This window comes from Pseudoalteromonas sp. NBT06-2 (genome assembly GCF_002276045.1).
Taxonomy (GTDB): Bacteria; Pseudomonadota; Gammaproteobacteria; order Enterobacterales; family Alteromonadaceae; genus Pseudoalteromonas.
On sequence record NZ_NQMR01000095.1, the window covers coordinates 17,778 to 36,446 of the forward strand.

At 35.0% G+C, this 18,669-nt stretch carries 18 protein-coding genes and 1 pseudogene; 8 read left to right on the plus strand and 11 right to left on the minus strand.

Features of this window, described 5'->3' with window-relative positions:
• Positions 1 to 161 precede the first annotated feature (161 nt).
• The 6 genes from leuS (at position 162) to CJF42_RS17095 (ending at position 5,853) form a co-directional block, all read left to right on the plus strand.
• The gene (gene leuS / locus CJF42_RS17075) at positions 162 to 2,741 is read left to right on the plus strand and encodes a leucine--tRNA ligase (RefSeq protein ID WP_095367839.1); all 2,580 of its coding nucleotides are present in this window, start codon (positions 162 to 164) and stop codon (positions 2,739 to 2,741) included.
• Position 2,742: 1 nt separating this feature from the next.
• Complete coding sequence (locus CJF42_RS17080) at positions 2,743 to 3,261, plus strand: LPS-assembly lipoprotein LptE (protein ID WP_353651689.1); 519 nt, start codon at positions 2,743 to 2,745, stop codon at positions 3,259 to 3,261.
• 34 nt (positions 3,262 to 3,295) lie between these two features.
• The gene (gene holA, locus CJF42_RS17085) at positions 3,296 to 4,333 is read left to right on the plus strand and encodes a DNA polymerase III subunit delta (RefSeq protein ID WP_095367840.1); all 1,038 of its coding nucleotides are present in this window, start codon (positions 3,296 to 3,298) and stop codon (positions 4,331 to 4,333) included.
• A gap of 1 nt (position 4,334) precedes the next feature.
• Positions 4,335 to 4,967 carry a nicotinate-nucleotide adenylyltransferase gene (gene nadD / locus CJF42_RS17090; protein ID WP_095367841.1) on the plus strand — a complete coding sequence of 211 codons (633 nt, stop codon included), beginning with the start codon at positions 4,335 to 4,337 and terminating at the stop codon, positions 4,965 to 4,967.
• Positions 4,968 to 5,324: 357 nt separating this feature from the next.
• Positions 5,325 to 5,486, plus strand: a complete 162-nt coding sequence (locus CJF42_RS27595) for a hypothetical protein (RefSeq protein WP_170940643.1) — start codon at positions 5,325 to 5,327, stop codon at positions 5,484 to 5,486.
• A gap of 40 nt (positions 5,487 to 5,526) precedes the next feature.
• Entirely contained in the window at positions 5,527 to 5,853 is a 327-nt protein-coding gene (locus tag CJF42_RS17095) for a hypothetical protein (protein ID WP_095367842.1), read from the plus strand.
• A gap of 282 nt (positions 5,854 to 6,135) precedes the next feature.
• Here the strand turns inward: CJF42_RS17095 and CJF42_RS17100 are convergent, their stop codons facing one another.
• Genes CJF42_RS17100 through CJF42_RS17110 form a run of 3 tightly spaced genes read right to left on the minus strand, consistent with a single transcriptional unit; the run spans position 6,136 to position 8,307 of the window.
• Positions 6,136 to 6,885 carry an HvfC family RiPP maturation protein gene (locus CJF42_RS17100; protein WP_095367843.1) on the minus strand — a complete coding sequence of 250 codons (750 nt, stop codon included), beginning with the start codon at positions 6,883 to 6,885 and terminating at the stop codon, positions 6,136 to 6,138.
• A 2-nt stretch (positions 6,886 to 6,887) separates the two neighbouring features.
• Positions 6,888 to 7,778, minus strand: coding sequence for an HvfB family MNIO-type RiPP peptide maturase (locus CJF42_RS17105; protein ID WP_095367844.1), 891 nt, complete (start codon positions 7,776 to 7,778; stop codon positions 6,888 to 6,890).
• Positions 7,779 to 7,836: 58 nt separating this feature from the next.
• Positions 7,837 to 8,307, minus strand: coding sequence for an HvfA family oxazolone/thioamide-modified RiPP metallophore (locus tag CJF42_RS17110; protein WP_095367845.1), 471 nt, complete (start codon positions 8,305 to 8,307; stop codon positions 7,837 to 7,839).
• Between the two features lie 204 nt (positions 8,308 to 8,511).
• Here CJF42_RS17110 and CJF42_RS17115 point away from each other — a divergent pair, with 204 nt between their 5' ends.
• The gene (locus CJF42_RS17115; protein ID WP_095367846.1) at positions 8,512 to 9,471 is read left to right on the plus strand and encodes a tRNA-dihydrouridine synthase; all 960 of its coding nucleotides are present in this window, start codon (positions 8,512 to 8,514) and stop codon (positions 9,469 to 9,471) included.
• Positions 9,472 to 9,633: 162 nt separating this feature from the next.
• On the opposite strand, the gene CJF42_RS17120 is transcribed toward CJF42_RS17115, so the two are convergent.
• Positions 9,634 to 10,803, minus strand: coding sequence for a hypothetical protein (locus tag CJF42_RS17120; RefSeq protein ID WP_095367847.1), 1,170 nt, complete (start codon positions 10,801 to 10,803; stop codon positions 9,634 to 9,636).
• A 43-nt stretch (positions 10,804 to 10,846) separates the two neighbouring features.
• Between CJF42_RS17120 and CJF42_RS17125 the strand changes: the two genes are divergently transcribed.
• Positions 10,847 to 11,332: a diguanylate cyclase gene (locus CJF42_RS17125; RefSeq protein WP_095367848.1), complete on the plus strand. Its 486-nt coding sequence runs from the start codon at positions 10,847 to 10,849 to the stop codon at positions 11,330 to 11,332.
• Positions 11,333 to 11,399: 67 nt separating this feature from the next.
• Here CJF42_RS17125 and CJF42_RS17130 read toward each other — a convergent pair whose 3' ends face one another.
• From CJF42_RS17130 to CJF42_RS17160, 7 genes and pseudogenes are all read right to left on the minus strand, one after another.
• Positions 11,400 to 12,665: a tetratricopeptide repeat protein gene (locus CJF42_RS17130; protein ID WP_095367849.1), complete on the minus strand. Its 1,266-nt coding sequence runs from the start codon at positions 12,663 to 12,665 to the stop codon at positions 11,400 to 11,402.
• A gap of 12 nt (positions 12,666 to 12,677) precedes the next feature.
• Entirely contained in the window at positions 12,678 to 13,292 is a 615-nt protein-coding gene (locus CJF42_RS17135; protein ID WP_095367850.1) for an energy transducer TonB, read from the minus strand.
• Positions 13,292 to 13,693, minus strand: a complete 402-nt coding sequence (locus tag CJF42_RS17140) for an ExbD/TolR family protein (protein WP_042145850.1) — start codon at positions 13,691 to 13,693, stop codon at positions 13,292 to 13,294. The genes CJF42_RS17135 and CJF42_RS17140 overlap by 1 nt, the downstream gene beginning before the upstream one ends.
• 14 nt (positions 13,694 to 13,707) lie before the next feature.
• Positions 13,708 to 14,232: a MotA/TolQ/ExbB proton channel family protein gene (locus CJF42_RS17145; RefSeq protein WP_095367851.1), complete on the minus strand. Its 525-nt coding sequence runs from the start codon at positions 14,230 to 14,232 to the stop codon at positions 13,708 to 13,710.
• On the minus strand, positions 14,232 to 15,596 hold the full coding sequence (locus CJF42_RS17150) for a MotA/TolQ/ExbB proton channel family protein (protein ID WP_095367852.1): 1,365 nt from the start codon (positions 15,594 to 15,596) through the stop codon (positions 14,232 to 14,234). Before CJF42_RS17150 ends, CJF42_RS17145 begins: the two co-directional genes overlap by 1 nt.
• A gap of 5 nt (positions 15,597 to 15,601) precedes the next feature.
• Positions 15,602 to 16,372, minus strand: coding sequence for a DUF3450 domain-containing protein (locus tag CJF42_RS17155; RefSeq protein ID WP_095367853.1), 771 nt, complete (start codon positions 16,370 to 16,372; stop codon positions 15,602 to 15,604).
• A gap of 386 nt (positions 16,373 to 16,758) precedes the next feature.
• Positions 16,759 to 18,330: pseudogene (locus tag CJF42_RS17160) on the minus strand (IS1634 family transposase); the annotation flags it as partial.
• Positions 18,331 to 18,669 lie beyond the last annotated feature (339 nt).

An 18,669-nucleotide genomic window follows, 5' to 3' on the forward strand; every position in this document is an offset into this window, starting at 1 on the left:
ATGAATGATTTTTGATAAATATTTGGAAAAAGAAGATTAAACCACTATTTACATAGAGCGAGTTGACATTTCAGAGGTGAAATTTATTCAAACCGATGCAAATTTAGGTTATCCTAGCAGCAATTTTTTAGTGATTTTTTACAATAAGTTTGGAATTGTAAATGCAAGAGCAATATACCCCGCAAGATATAGAGTCAAAAGTACAAGCGTACTGGGACAAAAACAAGGTTTTTAAAGTAACTGAACAAGAAGATAAAGAAAAGTTTTATTGTTTGTCTATGTTCCCATATCCAAGTGGTCGTCTACACATGGGTCATGTTCGTAACTACACTATTGGTGATGTTGTTTCAAGATTCCAGCGCCTGCAAGGTAAAAATGTAATGCAACCTATGGGTTGGGATGGTTTTGGCTTACCTGCAGAAAATGCAGCAATCAAAAACAATACAGCACCTGCAAAATGGACTTACGAAAATATCGATTACATGCGCGATCAGCTAAAGCGTTTAGGTTTTGGTTATGATTGGGACCGTGAAATTGCAACTTGTCATCCTGATTATTACAAATGGGAACAATGGTTTTTCACTAAGTTGTATGAGAAAGGTTTAGTTTACAAAAAAATGTCAACGGTTAACTGGGATCCAGTAGATCAAACCGTACTTGCCAATGAACAAGTAATTGATGGTAAAGGTTGGCGTTCAGGTGCACTTGTTGAGCAAAAAGAAATACCACAATGGTTTATTAAAATCACTGACTACGCACAAGAGTTATTAGACGATCTAGACAAATTAGATGAATGGCCTGAGCAAGTTAAAACTATGCAACGTAATTGGATTGGTCGCTCGGAAGGTTTAGATATCACATTTAAGCGTGCTGATACTGGTGATGATTTATCAATCTATACAACTCGTCCTGACACTATTATGGGTGTGACTTATGTTGCAGTCGCTGCGGGTCACTCAATTGCAATTGAAGCTGCCAAAAACAATGCTGATATCGCTGCATTTAATGAGGAATGCAAAAATACCAAAGTTGCTGAAGCTGATATGGCAACAATGGATAAAAAAGGCATTGACACAGGCTTTTATGCAGTCCATCCATTAACGGGTAAGCAAGTCCCTATTTGGATCGCTAACTTTGTATTAATGGGTTATGGCTCAGGTGCTGTTATGGCAGTCCCAGGTCATGATCAAAGAGACTATGAGTTTGCAACCGCTTACGGTTTAAACATCAAACAAGTGATCACTAACGAAGATAATACTGCTGATATCAGCGAAAACGCATACACAGAAAAAGGCACTTTAATTCACTCGGCAGAATTTGATGGTCTAGATTTTGAAGAAGCTTTTAATGCGATTGCTGATAAAGTAACTAAAATGAGTTGTGGTCAGCGTAAAGTAAACTTCCGTTTACGTGACTGGGGTGTAAGTCGTCAACGTTATTGGGGTTCTCCTATCCCAATGTTAAGTGATGAAGATGGTAAAACCATAGCAGCCCCTGAAGATATGTTACCAGTGCGTTTGCCTGAAGATGTCGTAATGAATGGCGTTACTTCACCAATTAAAGCAGATCCACAGTGGGCTAAAGCTGAAATAAACGGCCAACCGGTTTTTCACGAAACAGATACTTTTGATACTTTCATGGAGTCTTCTTGGTATTATGCGCGTTACTGTAGTCCACGTAACGATGAAGCGATGTTAGATCCTAAAGAATCTAACTATTGGTTACCAGTAAACCAATATATAGGCGGTATTGAACACGCTATTTTGCACTTATTATATTCTCGTTTTTTCCATAAATTATTACGTGACTTTGGTTTAGTTGACTGTGATGAGCCTTTTGAACGTTTACTATGTCAAGGTATGGTATTAGCTGAAACTTTTTATCGTAAAGATGAAAAAGGCGGCGATATTTGGATAGCGCCAAGTGATGTTGAAACCGAAAAAGATGATAAAGGTCGTGTAACAAAAGCATGGCATAAAGACGATGGAAAACCTGTTTTTTCAGCAGGCACCACAAAAATGTCTAAATCTAAAAATAACGGTATTGATCCACAAACTGTAATCAACCAATACGGTGCTGATACAGTACGTTTATTTATGATGTTTACTGCACCGCCTGAGCAAACTTTAGAATGGTCTGATTCTGGTGTTGAAGGCTCTCATAGATTCTTAAAACGTGTTTGGAAATATGCATATGATGTTAAAGCTGCAGGTATTGCAAAGCTTGATAAAGATGCATTAACCAATAACCAAAAATCATTACGCCGTGAATTACATAAAACCATTGCAAAAGTGACTGATGATTTAAATCGCCGTCAAACCTTTAATACCGCTATTGCTGCAGTAATGGAGTTATTAAACAAGTTAAATAAAGCGCCTTTAACCGATGATCAAGATATTGCTTTAGCTAACGAAGCATTAACTGCAATTATCATTATGCTATCACCTATCACACCACATATCAGTCATCAATTATGGCTAACCTTAGGATTTGAAGGCGATGTGATTGATGCAACTTGGCCAACATTTGATGAAAGTGCATTGGTAGAAAATGAAAAATTAGTGATAGTACAAGTAAACGGTAAAGTACGTGCAAAACTGACTGTTGCAGCCGATACTACTCAAGAAACTATAGAAAAAATTGCTTTTTCAGACGCTACCGTCAATAAATTTATTGACGGTAAAACGATTCGTAAAGTGATTTATATTAAAGGTAAAATCTTGAACGTGGTTGCTAACTAATATGTCTTTACTTTTTAATAAAGTGATGACTTATTACAAACAGATCATAGTAATTTTACTATGTTCTGTTGCCTTATCTGGCTGTGGTTTTAAATTAAAAAAAGCATCTGTAATACCACTGGAGCTTAGATATATTACTGTTACAGCTGATAATGCTAATTCAGCATTATATCGACAGCTTAAAAAACAGTTGATAAATGCAAAAGTTGATTTGTCAGAAGATACCGTCGGTCGTCAAGCAAATAGTCCTCACCTCATTTTAAATAAAGATAAGTTAGATAGACGAACTTTATCCTTATTTAAAAATGGTCAAGTGGCAGAATATGAGTTAACTTATCATGTTGCTTATCAATTAGTGCGTCCTGGTCAAGACACAGTAAAGCAAAATTTTGAACTTTATCGCACTTACCAAGATGATCCTAATAAAGCATTAGCAAAAGCAAAGGAATTAGATATTATTTTGGCAGAAATGAGATTACAAGCAAGCCATAGGATCGTTAGAGAGCTATCTCAATTATGATCTTTTATACCTATAATAATGGCGCACATTAATTGTGCGCTGTTATGTTAACCAACTTAAAAATCAATTAAATAAAGGGATAACCCCTTTTTATTTAGTTATGGGTGAAGAGCCCTTCCAAGTACAAAATTGCACTAATGACATTCGAAATAATGCAAAAAAAAATGGCTTTAGTGAGGTTTTAAAATTCAGTGTTTTACCTCAGTTTGATTGGAATGAAGTCACACAAGAATATAATAGTCTGTCATTGTTTAATGATAAACGTATTATTGAAATTGAATTGGGTGATCACAAAACCGGCCAAACAGGTTCGAACACTTTAAAGTCTTTAGCGCAACATATTAACCCTGACTGTATTGTTATTATTAAAGGCAATAAAGCAGGTCAAGATATCCAAAGATCAGCTTGGTTTAAAGCATTAGATAAACACGCTTTATTCATACCTTGTTATGAAATTACAGGTAACCACCTCTATAATTGGTTAAACCAACAATGCCAAAAATTATCTTTAGTGCTTGATCAGCAGGCAAAACAATTTTTACTTGAATCTACTCAAGGTAATTTATTAGCCACTCATCAAGAGCTTGAAAAATTAATGTTACTTTACGGGTGCACCCCAATAAGTAAAGAGCATTTAATGAGTGTATTAAGAAATCAATCTAAATTTGATATTTTTGACTTATCAGATGCTTTGTTAAATGGTAATTTAGAAAAAATAGTTAATATTATAAGCAACCTAAAAAGCAATCATAATGAAGTGGCTAGCGTGAGCTGGGCTATTACCAGAGACGCACAACAATTATTTGAAATGAGTCATGCATTGCAATTAGGTGAAAATATTAACCAAATATTTAAAGCACACAATGTTTGGAAAAATAAACAAGCTATTTATCAAAGTGCCTTAAATAGAATACCACTAACTCAGCTAAAACATATTTTAGTTTTACTGTCACAATTTGATACCAGCTTTAAAAGTGGCACTATAATATCTCCTTGGCAAGCTTTAGCTCATATAGGTATTAGCTTTACACAAGCGTTTAATGTTCCCCTACCAATTTATAAAGAAGATTAATATGATAGGAATTTTTGGAGGCACATTTGATCCGATTCATTTAGGTCATTTAAATATAGCAAAGCAATGTGTCAAGCAACTTCACCTTGATAAGCTCTATTTCATGCCCTGCGCCACCCCAGTTCACAAATCAGCATCTAACATCAGCTCAAATGATCGTGCTCATATGGTCAATTTGGCAATAAAAGATAATCATCATTTTGCTTTAGATGATAGAGAACTCAGACGTACAGGTGCATCATACTCAGTTTTAAGTTTACGCGAGCTAAAACAAGAATTCCCTGAACAAAGTATCTTATTTTTAATTGGTATGGATTCATTAAATACTTTAAATAGCTGGTATCAGTGGCAAGAAATAACTCAACTATGCCATTTAATTATTTGTAAAAGGCCTAGACAAACATTTTCACCAAACCAAGAAATTCAAGCTTATTTAAACCAAGCAGCAACAACAAATAATAGCGACTTAAACACATATCAATCAGGTAAAGCATATTTTTTAAATACCCCAGAATTTGATATTGCTTCGTCTGAAATAAGACAAGCATTAATGGTTAATAGTGAATTGGAAGGCTTACTTCCCGATTCAGTGTTAAATTTTATAAAAAAAAACAACCTGTATTCCCTAAAGTGAATAATACCATTTCCGATAATAGAGCGCTTTGAAACACGCCTAAAAGGAGCTTTTGAGAATTTACACTTCGTTGTTATGTCAGTTCTAAAGGGAATACCATGAATTCACTGACATGCCTAGAATTGTAAAACCTCATAAGATCCGAGTGGTCACTTAATTATCAGAATTGGTATAATCATTTATATTTCATGTAGTGAAAAATCTAGTTAGATAAAGCATTATTACCACAAAGAAAATGCAGACTTAAATATCCTATTACCCGTTTGTTAGTCACATGATTGTGAAAATGTTCAAAAATAAAACTTGTGATGAAATGCTCTGTTTTAAAAACAGATAATGCTATTAAAGATTAAAAAAATGAGTTACCCATCTGAATATTATGATGATATTGTGGTACATAGCTATTCTGCCAATATTAAAACTCAAACATTAGAGCATGAAGCTAGTATTGACTATAATATTGATCCAAAAAATATAGCCAACCAGTTTCATATTTATCAGATAAAGGCTAATCTATAGGTAGACTTAACCCGAACTTGGGTTACCAATAGGTGATAATGTGACTGATATACCCAAAGAAAAAAAATTAAACGTTTTATTTCGTCTTGAACCTGGCTGTTTAGGACCTAAAGGTATTGATTTAATAGAAGAATTCTGTGATTTTGCAAATTATAAAATTTCAGAATCACCATTTGCAACCTATCTGTTTGTACCAAGATTTGATAAAGCCTTGCCTGAGTGGGAATATAAGATTAACGCTCGGAACTTAAGCAATGAAAAAGTAGAGTCATATTTGGCGATATTTAGCCAAGTTAGATCTCAATTTGAAGAAGGTTTGGAAGAACAAGTAACGGAATATATTGAAATATACTTAAATAGACAATAAGTGCAGGTTGTATGTAATTTAGTGAACAACTCACTTTATAGCAACCTGCAATTAGACATACATTATAAAGACAGTAATTTATACCAGCCTAAAATTGCATTCAAACAACCAACCCCTGAAAATACAATTAGAAAAACTAAAAAATACTTAAAGTTAAACGGGTCTTTAAACTCACCTTGATGGCTCATACTTTACTACCTTTATTGATTAAACACAGACGCGGCGCAATAATAGAGCAATTATTGTAATCAATAAAGAAAGACAGCAATAAAATATAGAAATTTATTTTTTAGTAACTAAAACCCCTTGTTCAGTTAAAGCGCTTAACACACTTACTGCCCCTTGTTTAATTATATCTAGCGAAAAGCTAGGTACTTGATTTTGTAATTTTATGCATAATGAATCAAAACTTATACTCGGGTTTTCATTTATCAATTGCAGCATTAATGCAGTCATACCGTTTATAGCAATAAAACCAACCTCATCTTCACAATCTCTAAATACAATAATATAACTCGGTTCGTCAGGAGCAATCTGAGGTTGATATTTAGGGCTTATAATATGTACTGGAAATTGATAACTTAAAGACCAGGCTAAACTTGATAAATATAAGGGAGCTAAATCTAAAATATCAGGATCAAAAGTTGTATATGACTCATCTTCATCTCTAATTGAAATATCAAGCTCAACCCATTCATAGTGCGCGAGTTCCAACATAAATATTGGATCTTTATCTGTTATTTGGTAATCATTGCTCAAATACTCAATAAACTCTTGTGAGATCTCTAAAAAATAAGGCGTTTTACAATCATGCGCAATAAAAAACTGCCTAACTAAAGCGAGCCAATCATTTTCATCATATAAAGATTTTAAAACAGGGAAAGCTGATGCAACAAAACCTTCAATATTATTGAAAAACAATTCGCTATAAATTGCCATTCTTCTTGGCTCTATATCTGAAGGCGGCGCAATATGTGCGGGATCTTTAATATGCGCCATAAATTGGGATTGGACATCTTTAAAGTGTGGCATTATTACACCTGTACTACTTTATTTGCTATTGAAGGTACATTTAAACCGGAGTCAGATACCAATGAAGATTTAAATGATTGCTGAATGGATTTGATTTGATTTACTTCTGCAATCAAATCAGCCATTGGTGGAATATTAAAATCACGCTCTAATAAAGTAGGAAAGATCCCATGAAACTCATAAGCTTTTGCTAATAAAGACCAGACTGGATCAATAACATCAGCACCATGTGTATCTACAAGTAAATCATCGGCTTCATCATAATGACCCGCAATATGACCATAAGCAATGCGTTTAGTGGGCAACATTTTTAAAAATTCGATTGCATCATATTTATGATTTATCGCATTAACATAAATATTATTTACATCGAGTAATAAATCACAATCCGATAACTCTAATACTTGATTTAAGAATTCAATTTCAGGTATTTCTTGTCCAGGTGCAGCATAATAAGATACATTTTCAATCGCTATTTTCATTTCCAATATATCTTGAACTTGCTTAATTCTATCTGATACATATTTTACACTGTCGTTTGTAAAAGGAATAGGCATCAAATCATACAGATGGCCCTTACCAGAGCAATAACTTAAATGCTCACTATAAAGCTTTATTTTATGCTCTTTAAAAAAAGGCTTTAACTGATTTACAAAGTCTATATCTAATGGCTCAGGAGAACCGATAGAAAGCGATAACCCATGACATACAAAATTATGATTTTTAGTTAATGTTTTAAGTTTTTTGCTAAATGTACCACCTAAAACTAACCAGTTTTCTGGTGCGATCTCTAAAAAATCAACATCAGTAGGATAACTCTCAATCATTTCATCTAACATTTCTCTACGTAGGCCTAGCCCTGCAGCGCCTAATGAAGATATATTGTTATTCATACTTACTTACCTAAAAAATGGCCAGAATACCTGACCATTTAAATAATTTAAATGAATGTTATTTATGAGAACCACATTTTCCTTCTTTCTTGGATTTTTTCATGTCACCACCGCACTTGCCTTCACCACATTTTCCTTCTTTTTTAGCTTTTTTCATGTCGCCACCACACTTTCCTTCGCCACACTTACCTTCTTTCTTGGCTTTTTTCATGTCGCCACCGCACTTACCTTCGCCACATTTACCTTCTTTCTTGGCTTTTTTCATGTCGCCGCCGCACTTACCTTCGCCACATTTACCTTCTTTCTTGGCTTTTTTCATATCGCCGCCACACTTTCCTTCACCACACTTTCCTTCTTTTTTCTTCATATCGCCACCACATTTGCCTTCACCAGAAACCAACTGGTAACCCGCAGACATAGTTTGCATTTCAAAAGGGTTAGCATGTGCATTAGCTGAAACTAAGCTAGTTGCTCCAATAGCAGCAGCACCTAATGTTAGAGCGATAGATTTTTTGTTTAATGTTTTCATATTGGATGTCCATTTAATTACACGAATATTTGAATTACTTATGAAGACCTTGACATAGATAGTTTTATTTCAAATTAATTTTATTAAATTTAAAAATTTGTTCTAACTTATCGTAAATATGACTATGCAAGTTAAATAAACATTTATCAAGAAGATACTTATCTGTAAAATCTCCAATCCTGTTTTAATGTATCAGAGCCCTCTATGAAACTTATTTTAGCACCTATGGAAGGTGTAGTTGATTTTAATATGCGACAGCTGCTTACTGATATTGGTGGCTTCGATTTATGTGTTACTGAATTTGTTCGTATTGTGGATCAAGTTTTATCACCAAAAGTATACTATCGTTATTGCCCTGAACTATTAACAAAGGGCCGAACTCGAGCAGGCACACCTGTTAGAGTTCAACTGCTAGGTCAAGATGCTGACTATTTAGCTGAGAATGCATTTATTGCATCTGAATTAGGCTCACATGGCATAGATCTTAATTTTGGCTGCCCAGCTAAAACTGTCAATAAAAGTAAGGGCGGTGCTGTTTTATTAAAAACCCCTGAACATATCCATCAAATAGTCAAAAAAGTACGAGAAGCAGTACCTTTAGCTAATGAAGTTTCAGCTAAAATTCGATTAGGATTTGATGATGATAACTTATCTCAAGAAATATTTGATGCCGTAAATCAAGCTGGCGCTAATACCATAACAATTCATGCAAGAACTAAAAAAGATGGCTATCGCCCACCAGCCTATTGGGAAAAAATAAAGCCATTAATGACCCAACCTCATACTATGCAAGTCATTGCCAATGGCGAGGTCTGGAATTTAGATGATTATAAAATATGTAAAATTAGAAGTGGCTGTAATGATGTCATGATAGGCCGAGGGGTATTAGCCAAACCGGATCTTGCCAAGCAAATAATGAATGCTAACTTATCTCAAGAATACACCGAACTATCTTGGCAAAGTATTCTAGTTCATATAATAGATTCTTCTATGCATAATGAAAAACCTAAAAAAGAAAAATATTTTTCTGCAAGAACAAAACAATGGCTTCGCTTTTTACAACTAACATACCCAGAAGCATCAAAACTATTTGAAGATATAAAACGATTAAAATTAAAAGATGATGTTTTAAATATGTTAAAAAAACATGTAAATATCATTTAATTGATTTACTGCATAATAACCTCAGCTTTGGTCACCAAATAACCGCTGACTGCTCAAAGTCATGTTATTACGCAATTTACATCATAATAGACTACTGAGACAGCTCCCTATCATTCGTTGATAAAATTTCTCCGACAATAAATGAAAAAGTAATACAGCTAGTCAATTTGAATTAGGTGTATTTAATAGTACACGAGCACCAGACATTATTTGCGCAGGATTAAATACAACATATTCGATTAAAGACTTAACTTCTTCATCATTAAGTACAATACGTTTTTTTAAAACGTGTGCAGCTTGTTTAAAGCTCCAACCTTGGTAATGAATACCTAAATCTATTTCAGCGACTGTTAACCAAAAATATTTATAATCTGTTCCTATATTTTTGTTATGTGCGTATAAATTTTCAAATGTTTTATTGTAATTAATATAGCCCTGTTGCCAGTCTAAACCGGATACTATTGACTCCGTTAGGAAGTTTTTAAATTCAGATATCAAAATCGTTAACAAAGGTTCTGGCATGTTAAATCCAATATTTGTCATGGTTTTCTGTCCTCCCTCATCCAATATTTTATCCATCGATTTGATTCTTACGGTATTTATATTTTTTAATTCATTTTGGATTGATATTAACCATTCATCAGGAGCCTTAACTTTTGCTAAGAAATAGTTAAGCTTAGATTGATACCAATTCACACCATTGGGCATTTGCCTGAGCCCTAGCATGTTTCTGGGTTTGTACTGTAATAGATAATTTCTAAGTTCGTTCAATGCGTTTGTTAAACCCACTAATTCACCATGCTCATTTATACTTAAACTATTTAATTTTTCGCTAACCAGCGCAATTCGTAATATCAGATCAGTATGTGCCATTTTATTAAGTTTAATTTTACTTAGTGTTGCCTCTTGCAGTCTTTGCTTAACAAATTTAACCCAAGTTGTCGCTTCTATTATTATTGATTGTTTTTGTTCAGTAAAACCACTTAAAAAAATTTTATTTAACACATCAATTTGTGCTGGCCATGGGAAGTAACGCTCTGGAAAACGCTGCTGTATCTTCAAATAATCCAATTCTTTTTTAGATATTATTTCACTTGATTTAGATTGTGCTAAATCGGCATAAATTTTATTTCTTTGTATCAAATACTTGTCATTAAATGGAAAGTGCAATGTACCACTTAGATTGGTATTCACAGGGTAAAGTAATTGGTTTAAAGCCTTCAGCTTGACAATTGTGTCTTGAATATTTTTGCTTTTAGATATTGTTGGTTCACTACAAGCAACTAATATAGGTGTTAAAAATATAAATATAAACTGTGTGATTTTGTTCAAGCTAATCTAACCTTATTAATGAGCGTAAATTAAAGGGGGACCTATGATATTTTCTTTTCAAAATGCATCATTCAGAGATAGTGAAACAGGATTATACAATCAAGCATATTTTATGGAAATACTAAATAGAGAATGGCATAAGTTTATTAGAGATAAAACTTCTTTATCTGTCTTATTTTTAGATCCCCACGTAAATCTTGAAAATAAAACTGAAAAAGATTTTTTTATAAAAATTGCAAATCTATTACAAGAATCAACTTACCGTAGTAATGACATAATTTGTCGTTTTGATAACAACTTTTTTGCAATTGGCTTATTTGACCTAAATGGTGAGGGAACTAATATTGTCATTAAGCGAATACATAATAAAATCAGAGAATGTGTAGAAGTTAATTTAACCGTAGGTGCTATTAATGTATTGCCATCTCACGCGATAGAGTTCGAGGAAATATTTGTTAAAACAGCTAACTCTCTAGAAAAAGCAGAAGCAAAAGGTGAAAACGCATATTCAATACACCAAATTAATTAGTTATTTGTATAAACAAAAAGCCCTATTCATAAAATGAATAGGGCTTTTGAACTTACTAAAATTAACTTTAGATCTTCACACCATTACGTGCTGCTTTTTCTTTAATAAAAGAAGACCAGCTTTTCGCAAATTTACGTGTTCTAGGATCTTTAGCCGATTCCATAATTGCAGAATAAGCTTTTTTGTATTTTTCTTGCTGGAAATAAGCATCAGCTAAATCAGCATAAATACGACCTTTCTTTTTAGAACCTAATTCAATGGCTTTGTTTAATGCTTTAACAGACTGACTAAACTTCTCACTCTGTAGCAATAATGCACCTGATTTACGATACAATTCAGCATCGTCATCAAATTTACCAGCTTCTTGGTAGTACTTTGACGCCTTAACAATTTGCTTTGACTGATGAAAATAACTTGCCATCGCCATTACATTTTGCTTAGTACGCTTAACGTTTTTATCTTTCATCGCCTTTTCGAACACTACGCCGGCTTTGTAAGGAATTTCGTTAAGTGAATAGAAGCTAGTTAATATTTTATAATCAACTTCTGTTTCAAAGAAACCATTTTTATAAGCAATTTCCATCGTTGAAAGACCTTTTTTATAGTCTTCAACTTGCATGTAAAATTTACCTAATTGAGTCCAAGATTTAGGAACTTCAGGCCAAGTTTTTAGCACAGTTTCAGCCACTTTAACTACATTATTGTAGTCTTTGAGCTCATAGTAAGCACCAACTTTTAAATCATATGGTGCTTTTTTTGGCTCATCAGCTTTTTGCAAAGCGATGGCACGATCAGCCGGTGCTATTACATCTTTAAATGCTTTAAGCTCATAATTCGCTTGTGCAATTCGGATGTAAACATTGGCATCTTCTTCACCAGTAAAGTCCATCCAATCCATATAAATATCTTTGGCTTCTTTGTATTTTTTAGTACCTGCATACAAATCTCCCATCAATTTCATTGACTGAGCTTGATCTTTAAAGTTGAGAACATCTTCAGAAATAGCCATTTTCATGTATTTAATAGCTGCAGAATAATTTTCTTTTTGCGCATTTAACTGCCCTAAGTAGAAAAAAACTGTTGCTTTATCAAATGCATTAGAAGGTTTTAGTTCAAGTAAAAGAGCAAGCGCACCATCTATATTTTCTTCATTATAAAGATCAAATGCTTTAACTACTTTTTTACCTGTGCGTTCACCCATTATTTTGGTTTTAGCTTTTTTACGTTTTTCAATTTCTTCGTAATTAGGCTTGGCCATAACTGTAGGTGAAACAACTGCACCACCCAAAGAGATAAGTAGGGCAAGAGCTGTTACTTTTGAAAAATGTTTCATTTCTATTCCTCCTTAACCTTGGTTTATTTTAAAGTCTAGTTGAACTTGAAGGCCTGGTTGTTTCATCGCTTTACCATCAACAACTTTAGGCTTGTACTTCCACTTACGTAGAGCACGTTTCGCTTCACGATCAAAGATACGTTTAGGTTCAGCTTTTATAACTTTAACATCTTCAACACCACCAAGTTCATTGATAGTGAAAGACAACTGTACCCAACCCTCTTTACCATCTCGTGCAGCTTGCACTGGGTATTTAGGCTCAATTCGAACGATTGGTGTAGCATCACCATCACGACCAAATGCACCAGGACCACTCAGTCCTCCAGCTGAACCACCTACATTGATACTTGGCATATTAAATGACAAAGCTCCAGCATCAGGCGTACTGTTATCAGGCTGTGGTGGCTGCGGTTTAGGCGGCTGTTTTGGCGGCGGCGGCGGCGGCGGCGGAACACGTCTACGCTGCTGCACCTTAGATTCAGGCGGATTCGTCATAATTTCGACTATGATTTTTTCCTTTTCATCTTCAGCTCTCTTATCTCCACCGGAGATAAGAAAGGCCATGAAAAAGAACAAGCCGAAAGTAACTGCCCCACCTGCAATAAGTGAAAACAGAAAACGAATCATCAAGGAACTCCTGCAATAGAAATTCTAGAAACACCTGTCGTTTTAATCGCATCCATTACTTTAACAACAATACCATGTTTTGCTTCTTTATCTGCTTGGATAATGACAACATCAGTTGGTTGTTCAGCTAATAAACTTTCAAGTTTTGCAGATACACGTTCAATATCAACAACACTCTTGTCCATATGAACTTCACCACGTGCATTGATAGCAATAAAAATATTTGCATTTTTTTGCTTACTTGCTTGTGCTGCTTTAGGTTTATTGACTTCAATACCCGCTTCTTTAACGAATGAAGTAGTCACGATGAAGAAGATCAGCATGATGAACACGATGTCAAGCATCGGTGTCATATCAACTGCAGCGTCTTCTTCTTCACGAAAACGTTGTTTACGTGCCATATTTAAATCTCTCTCTAGTGATGTGGCAAACTATCAATTAATGAAGCGCGAGCAACTTTCGCTTTAGCTTCAAGGCGTGTACTAAAAAATACACCAGATAGCGCCGCAACCATTCCAGCCATAGTCGGAATTGTTGCCATTGATATACCAGCTGCCATTAAACGTGCGTTGCCTGTACCTTGGTTTGCCATTGTTTCAAAAACAGCGATCATACCAGTTACAGTACCTAACAGTCCGATTAAAGGACAAACAGCTACCAAAGTTTTAATCAACAACATACGCTGGCTTAAATTTTCGGATGCTTCAGAAATCCATGCTTCACGAATTCTGTGTGCGTACCAAGATGTCGTATCCTGGCGGGCATCCCAACTAGCGATTATTCCTTTTTTCATACGAGGAAACTCGGTAGTTAAGAACCAATAGCGCTCTATCATTAATACCCACATAATGAAAAGTGCTATCGCGACCACATAAAGTACTTGGCCGCCTGTAGCCACAAAATCCCTGACAGATTCCCATAACTCTATCAGGAATAACATTAAGCTTTTTCCTTCTCTGCGTGAGCTGCGATGATGCCAGCGCTTTGTTCTTCAAGAACGTGAACGATTGATTTACTACGTGCTGCTACAACAGCATGTAAGAAAATTAATGGAAGCGCGGCAATAAGACCTAGTGCAGTAGTTACGAGAGCCATTGAGATTGAACCAGCCATTATTTTCGGGTCACCAGTACCAAACAAAGTAATTTGTTGGAAAGTTTCGATCATACCTACCACCGTACCTAGTAGACCTAGTAACGGAGCAATAGCAGCGAAAATCTTAATGATGTTAATACCAGCTTCAATGCTTGGAGTTTCTTTCATGATAGCTTCATCAAGTTTAAGCTCAAGGTTTTCAACATCTTGGTTTTTGTTGTCAATGTACACTTTAAGAATACGACCGAGTGGATTATTTTCACTTGGCACATTAGGAGTCCTAAGTTGGGCTTTCATTTTGCCACCGATCACAGTAAGCGCAGCTAAACGAACGAAACCAATTAAGAAACCAACAACTAATAACACTGCAATTACATAACCAACAGTACCACCTTGGTGGAAACGGTCTTCAGGCGTCGCTTTTTGTGTATTAAGACGAAGGATTGAACCACGTGTTGGATCTAAGTAAAAAGCTGAGTATGAACCTGACGAAGCTGAAATCAAGTCAGAAGCAGAACCTACTATATGTCCGCCTGGTTGACGACCTAAAGGTTGAATTTGCTTTGTTTCAGGGTGGTAGATTAAGTAACCTTGGTCACTCACTAAGTTGAAGTTACCAATACGAGTCACTTGCATCATGCTCGTTGCACCATCAAGTTGAGCAACTTCAGCATCAAATTTAGATACTTTAGCAGACTCAGTCATTTCAGTTTGAAGTGCAATCCATAACTCTTCTAGTTCACGAGTAGTAGGAAGTTTTTTAGCTTCTGCTAATGAACGTAATACAACTTCGCGACCTGGTTTTTCAGCACTTACTAAAGATGCTTCAATTGAACCAATTGTTTCAGATGCAGCACGACGTACAACACCAAACATTTCACCAAGGGTACCTTTAGCATTTTCAAGCGCTTGCTCTTTTTCTGCTAACGTAATTTCATTTTGTGCATATTGTTTTTGAAGCTGCTTACCACGTGCTTTTTCAGCAGCGAGTTCACGTTTTGCTTTATTATGCAAAGCTTTTTTATCAGCGCGTGCAGAAAGAAATTCTTGCTCACGTTGCTTATTAATTTTACCTTCAGATATACGATCTTTTTTTACTTGCTCTAAAATTTTATCTAGAGAAGCTGTATTTGCGTGAGCATTTAATGCTGCACCAGCAGAAACTGATAGTACTGCAGCAACAGCAAAACCTTTAAAAAGTTTCTTCATTAGTTTTACTCCGCGCCAAAGATAGGTAGTTTAACAAGATCGTATGACGCTTGCTTACGTGCCATACGAATAAGAGTAGTAACTGGTTTTAGGTATTCTTCACCTAATGCATCCCAAGCTCTTGACGAGTTGTTCCATACCCATGCATTTTTCATGTCTAAAGACTGAGCAACATATGAAATACGACCAACTTGAGCGAAATCTACAGTGATATCACGACCATCTAGTTTCAACACACCTTGAGTGGCGTTAACAACTGAACTGTAATCTTTCTCAACAAGATATGCTTCAAGTACTTGACGGTATTTCTCAGAAGTAGTTACTTGTGAGCTAACCATAGTGCTACGAAGAAGTTCAATACGTGCTAAACGTTTCTCAGTATTGAATGGAACGTCCGCTTTGATGAATTGCTCAAGCGTATCGATCATGCGATACATCAAAGGCACAACGTTTTGTTTCGTTTTATCGATTTCTGTGATTTGATCATTAAAAGATTCGATAGAAGCATTTTGGTCTGCAACCAAACGTGCTACATGATCATTATAAACTTTAATGATTTCTCTTTCGTCAACAACACTACGATACTCAGCAATTAACTCTTGCGTTTGTTCATATACATTGTCGATTTTAACTTGCGATTTAACAGCGGCCTTATGAATTTTCGCTTCAGCTTTATGAAGGTCATTCAAAGGATCTGCAATCACATTATTGCTTGCTAATGCAAATGCGCCAACCAACGCAGATGCTACAAGGCTCTTTCTGATTTTAACAGACATAGTTCCCAACCAATTTAAGTAATGTAACTTTTTAGAATTTAAAACTGATTTAATTCAACCAGGATTTAATACCTATAAAATAGGCATCAACTTACCAATAATGCAAAATGGATCAAGCCCTGTCAACTTGATGTGTAAGGATATTCGATTTTTTATATTAATAAATTTAAATTTAACATTTATTATTACAAATACTTTACAAAAAAAAATAAACAACCCCCTAAAACATTAGCGACAATACTGAATTGTTAAAAAAAGTTAACAATGTTCATTTTCATAAAAAAAAGTTAAAAAAAGTTAAAAAAAGTTAAAAATGCTTCATTTTTTGGTTTGTTTTAATTTTTAAATTGACTAAAAACATATAAATCTTATCTTCCGCACCATTTTTAAGAATACATTTCCCTATAAATATCACCTAAACAGTCAATTATAATTTGCTGTCGCTCTTTCCTGTTAACAATCATTGGTGCCTGATCTTTTAAATAAATAATTGTGACACTTTGGAAGCATTGAAATACCCAACGGGCTGTTGGGTTTTGATAAGGCTTTTTCTTTTGCTCTGGAAAATAAAGCTTTTTTCTTTTAACTTCTTGCGTATTTGGTGCTCTAACGAGGCGTAAATCATTAAACAAGTTGTCATTACCATTAATAAAGCTTCTATACGCTCTGATTTCTTTAAAAATATTGAGTTAGTTAAAAACTCTGGGCTTTTCAAAAACCGAAAACCTTTTTCAACCGATTGCTGTTCTTTGTAAGTACTGAGCATTTTACCCATGGTCATGTCTTCACTTAAGTCATTAGTCGCTATGATAAAAAAACCTAGCTGCTTAATTGTGTTCACTCTTTTTTCAAGTGAAATAAAAAGACTACCTGTTATTTTAAACTCAATACGCTCTGGTGTTTGTTCTTTTTTAGGTTGACCTTTCTTAGCGTAGATTGGCAAACTAATTATCTCTTAAATAACATCACTGTACGTCTGTTTTTTGCGCCTAACTTAAGTGATTTTTGTGCGTCATGTTTGCAGGAAAACCTTTGTTGCGAGAGTTTTTTAAAACTTTTTCGCTCTGTGTCTGATTTTTTCAGCATACGCTTTGTTAAACTGTATTCCTCACGTTCACTATGAATTAATAGCCACTTTTGTGCAACATCACCATACGTTGAGCTATGCCAAACGCCTGAGTATCCATTACCCATGTCGGTAAAATCACGTGTTGATGATTGCTCAATTAATGTTTTCGCTTCTTTTAATTTTTGTGGCACGCGCGTGATAAAATAACTGAGCTAATTTATCCAACTCGATGATTGTTTCTTGTACGTACAAAGCAGCATCAGCCACGAGACAACGACACGACTGCGCTGCTTTTAGGCTTTTTATATGCGATTTAACTATCTCTTTAAATCCGTCCATATCGTTGATATTGCCACTGCCGGGCTTCATGTAAACAGGGATACCTGATTGATTTTCACAAATGAGGTTAAGCACAACTTGATTTAGCTCTGGGCGAGGCTCACGTGAATAACCTTTTGTTATTTCAATATGATTAATGTCATCATCACATAGCTTTTCTACACCATCATAGTGAAAGCTTGTTGAGTCAAGATGAACGGAGTGACAGAGACTTTAAATGCTGAACAACGGCTTCGCCAATGTTTTGGTACAGTGATGAAACCCCATGTTCATAAAGCGCATCGAGACAACGACCTAACGCATCGTCATTGATATGCTCTGGCTTAATACCCGGAGCAATAAGGCGCTCTAACGGTTTGTCAGAAAAATATTCACTATACATATGCAGTGTTCTGCCAACGGCCCCTAACTCATTAATAATCATCGTAATAAAGAGGTTTCCAAAACTCATTTGACGATGTTCTGACGTGCCTAATGCACGATAAATAATACTCGCAAGATCTATTTCTTTGCAAAAGCCAGCCACTAATCCGTGGTGCTCAAGTGATTTGGTAAATGGCTAAGTCATAATTTATTGCTCTCAAAAGAGAGTAATAAATCAAGATCGGGGTTCTGAGTCAAGTGTTTTTTACAACATCATTAGTCATCTGATTTATAAGAGATTATTTAATTCTGATATAGTGAATAATGACAGATAAATCAACATAGAAAAACAACCTAACATCCTTTTAGTTACATTCTCCAGTATAAACTTTTGGCTCTGTTCCTGTTAATTGTTGTCTATAGTTAAATTACCGTCGGCAGAGCCGGAGGCTTATTTGATTACGCCCTCTAAGGGCTAAAGTTAACACCCAAGGCGTATTAAATTCCAAATTTCAGTTGTTCTCGA

Coding starts and splice junctions, on each gene's coding strand:
- leuS (WP_095367839.1), top strand. CDS start 162: ATGCAAGAGCAATATACCCCGCAAGATATAGAGTCAAAAGTACAAGCG.
- CJF42_RS17080 (WP_353651689.1), top strand. CDS start 2,743: ATGTCTTTACTTTTTAATAAAGTGATGACTTATTACAAACAGATCATA.
- nadD (WP_095367841.1), top strand. CDS start 4,335: ATGATAGGAATTTTTGGAGGCACATTTGATCCGATTCATTTAGGTCAT.
- CJF42_RS27595 (WP_170940643.1), top strand. CDS start 5,325: ATGAGTTACCCATCTGAATATTATGATGATATTGTGGTACATAGCTAT.
- CJF42_RS17100 (WP_095367843.1), bottom strand. CDS start 6,885: ATGCCACACTTTAAAGATGTCCAATCCCAATTTATGGCGCATATTAAA.
- CJF42_RS17105 (WP_095367844.1), bottom strand. CDS start 7,778: ATGAATAACAATATATCTTCATTAGGCGCTGCAGGGCTAGGCCTACGT.
- CJF42_RS17110 (WP_095367845.1), bottom strand. CDS start 8,307: ATGAAAACATTAAACAAAAAATCTATCGCTCTAACATTAGGTGCTGCT.
- CJF42_RS17115 (WP_095367846.1), top strand. CDS start 8,512: ATGAAACTTATTTTAGCACCTATGGAAGGTGTAGTTGATTTTAATATG.
- CJF42_RS17125 (WP_095367848.1), top strand. CDS start 10,847: ATGATATTTTCTTTTCAAAATGCATCATTCAGAGATAGTGAAACAGGA.
- CJF42_RS17130 (WP_095367849.1), bottom strand. CDS start 12,665: ATGAAACATTTTTCAAAAGTAACAGCTCTTGCCCTACTTATCTCTTTG.
- CJF42_RS17135 (WP_095367850.1), bottom strand. CDS start 13,292: ATGATTCGTTTTCTGTTTTCACTTATTGCAGGTGGGGCAGTTACTTTC.
- CJF42_RS17140 (WP_042145850.1), bottom strand. CDS start 13,693: ATGGCACGTAAACAACGTTTTCGTGAAGAAGAAGACGCTGCAGTTGAT.
- CJF42_RS17145 (WP_095367851.1), bottom strand. CDS start 14,232: ATGTTATTCCTGATAGAGTTATGGGAATCTGTCAGGGATTTTGTGGCT.
- CJF42_RS17150 (WP_095367852.1), bottom strand. CDS start 15,596: ATGAAGAAACTTTTTAAAGGTTTTGCTGTTGCTGCAGTACTATCAGTT.
- CJF42_RS17155 (WP_095367853.1), bottom strand. CDS start 16,372: ATGTCTGTTAAAATCAGAAAGAGCCTTGTAGCATCTGCGTTGGTTGGC.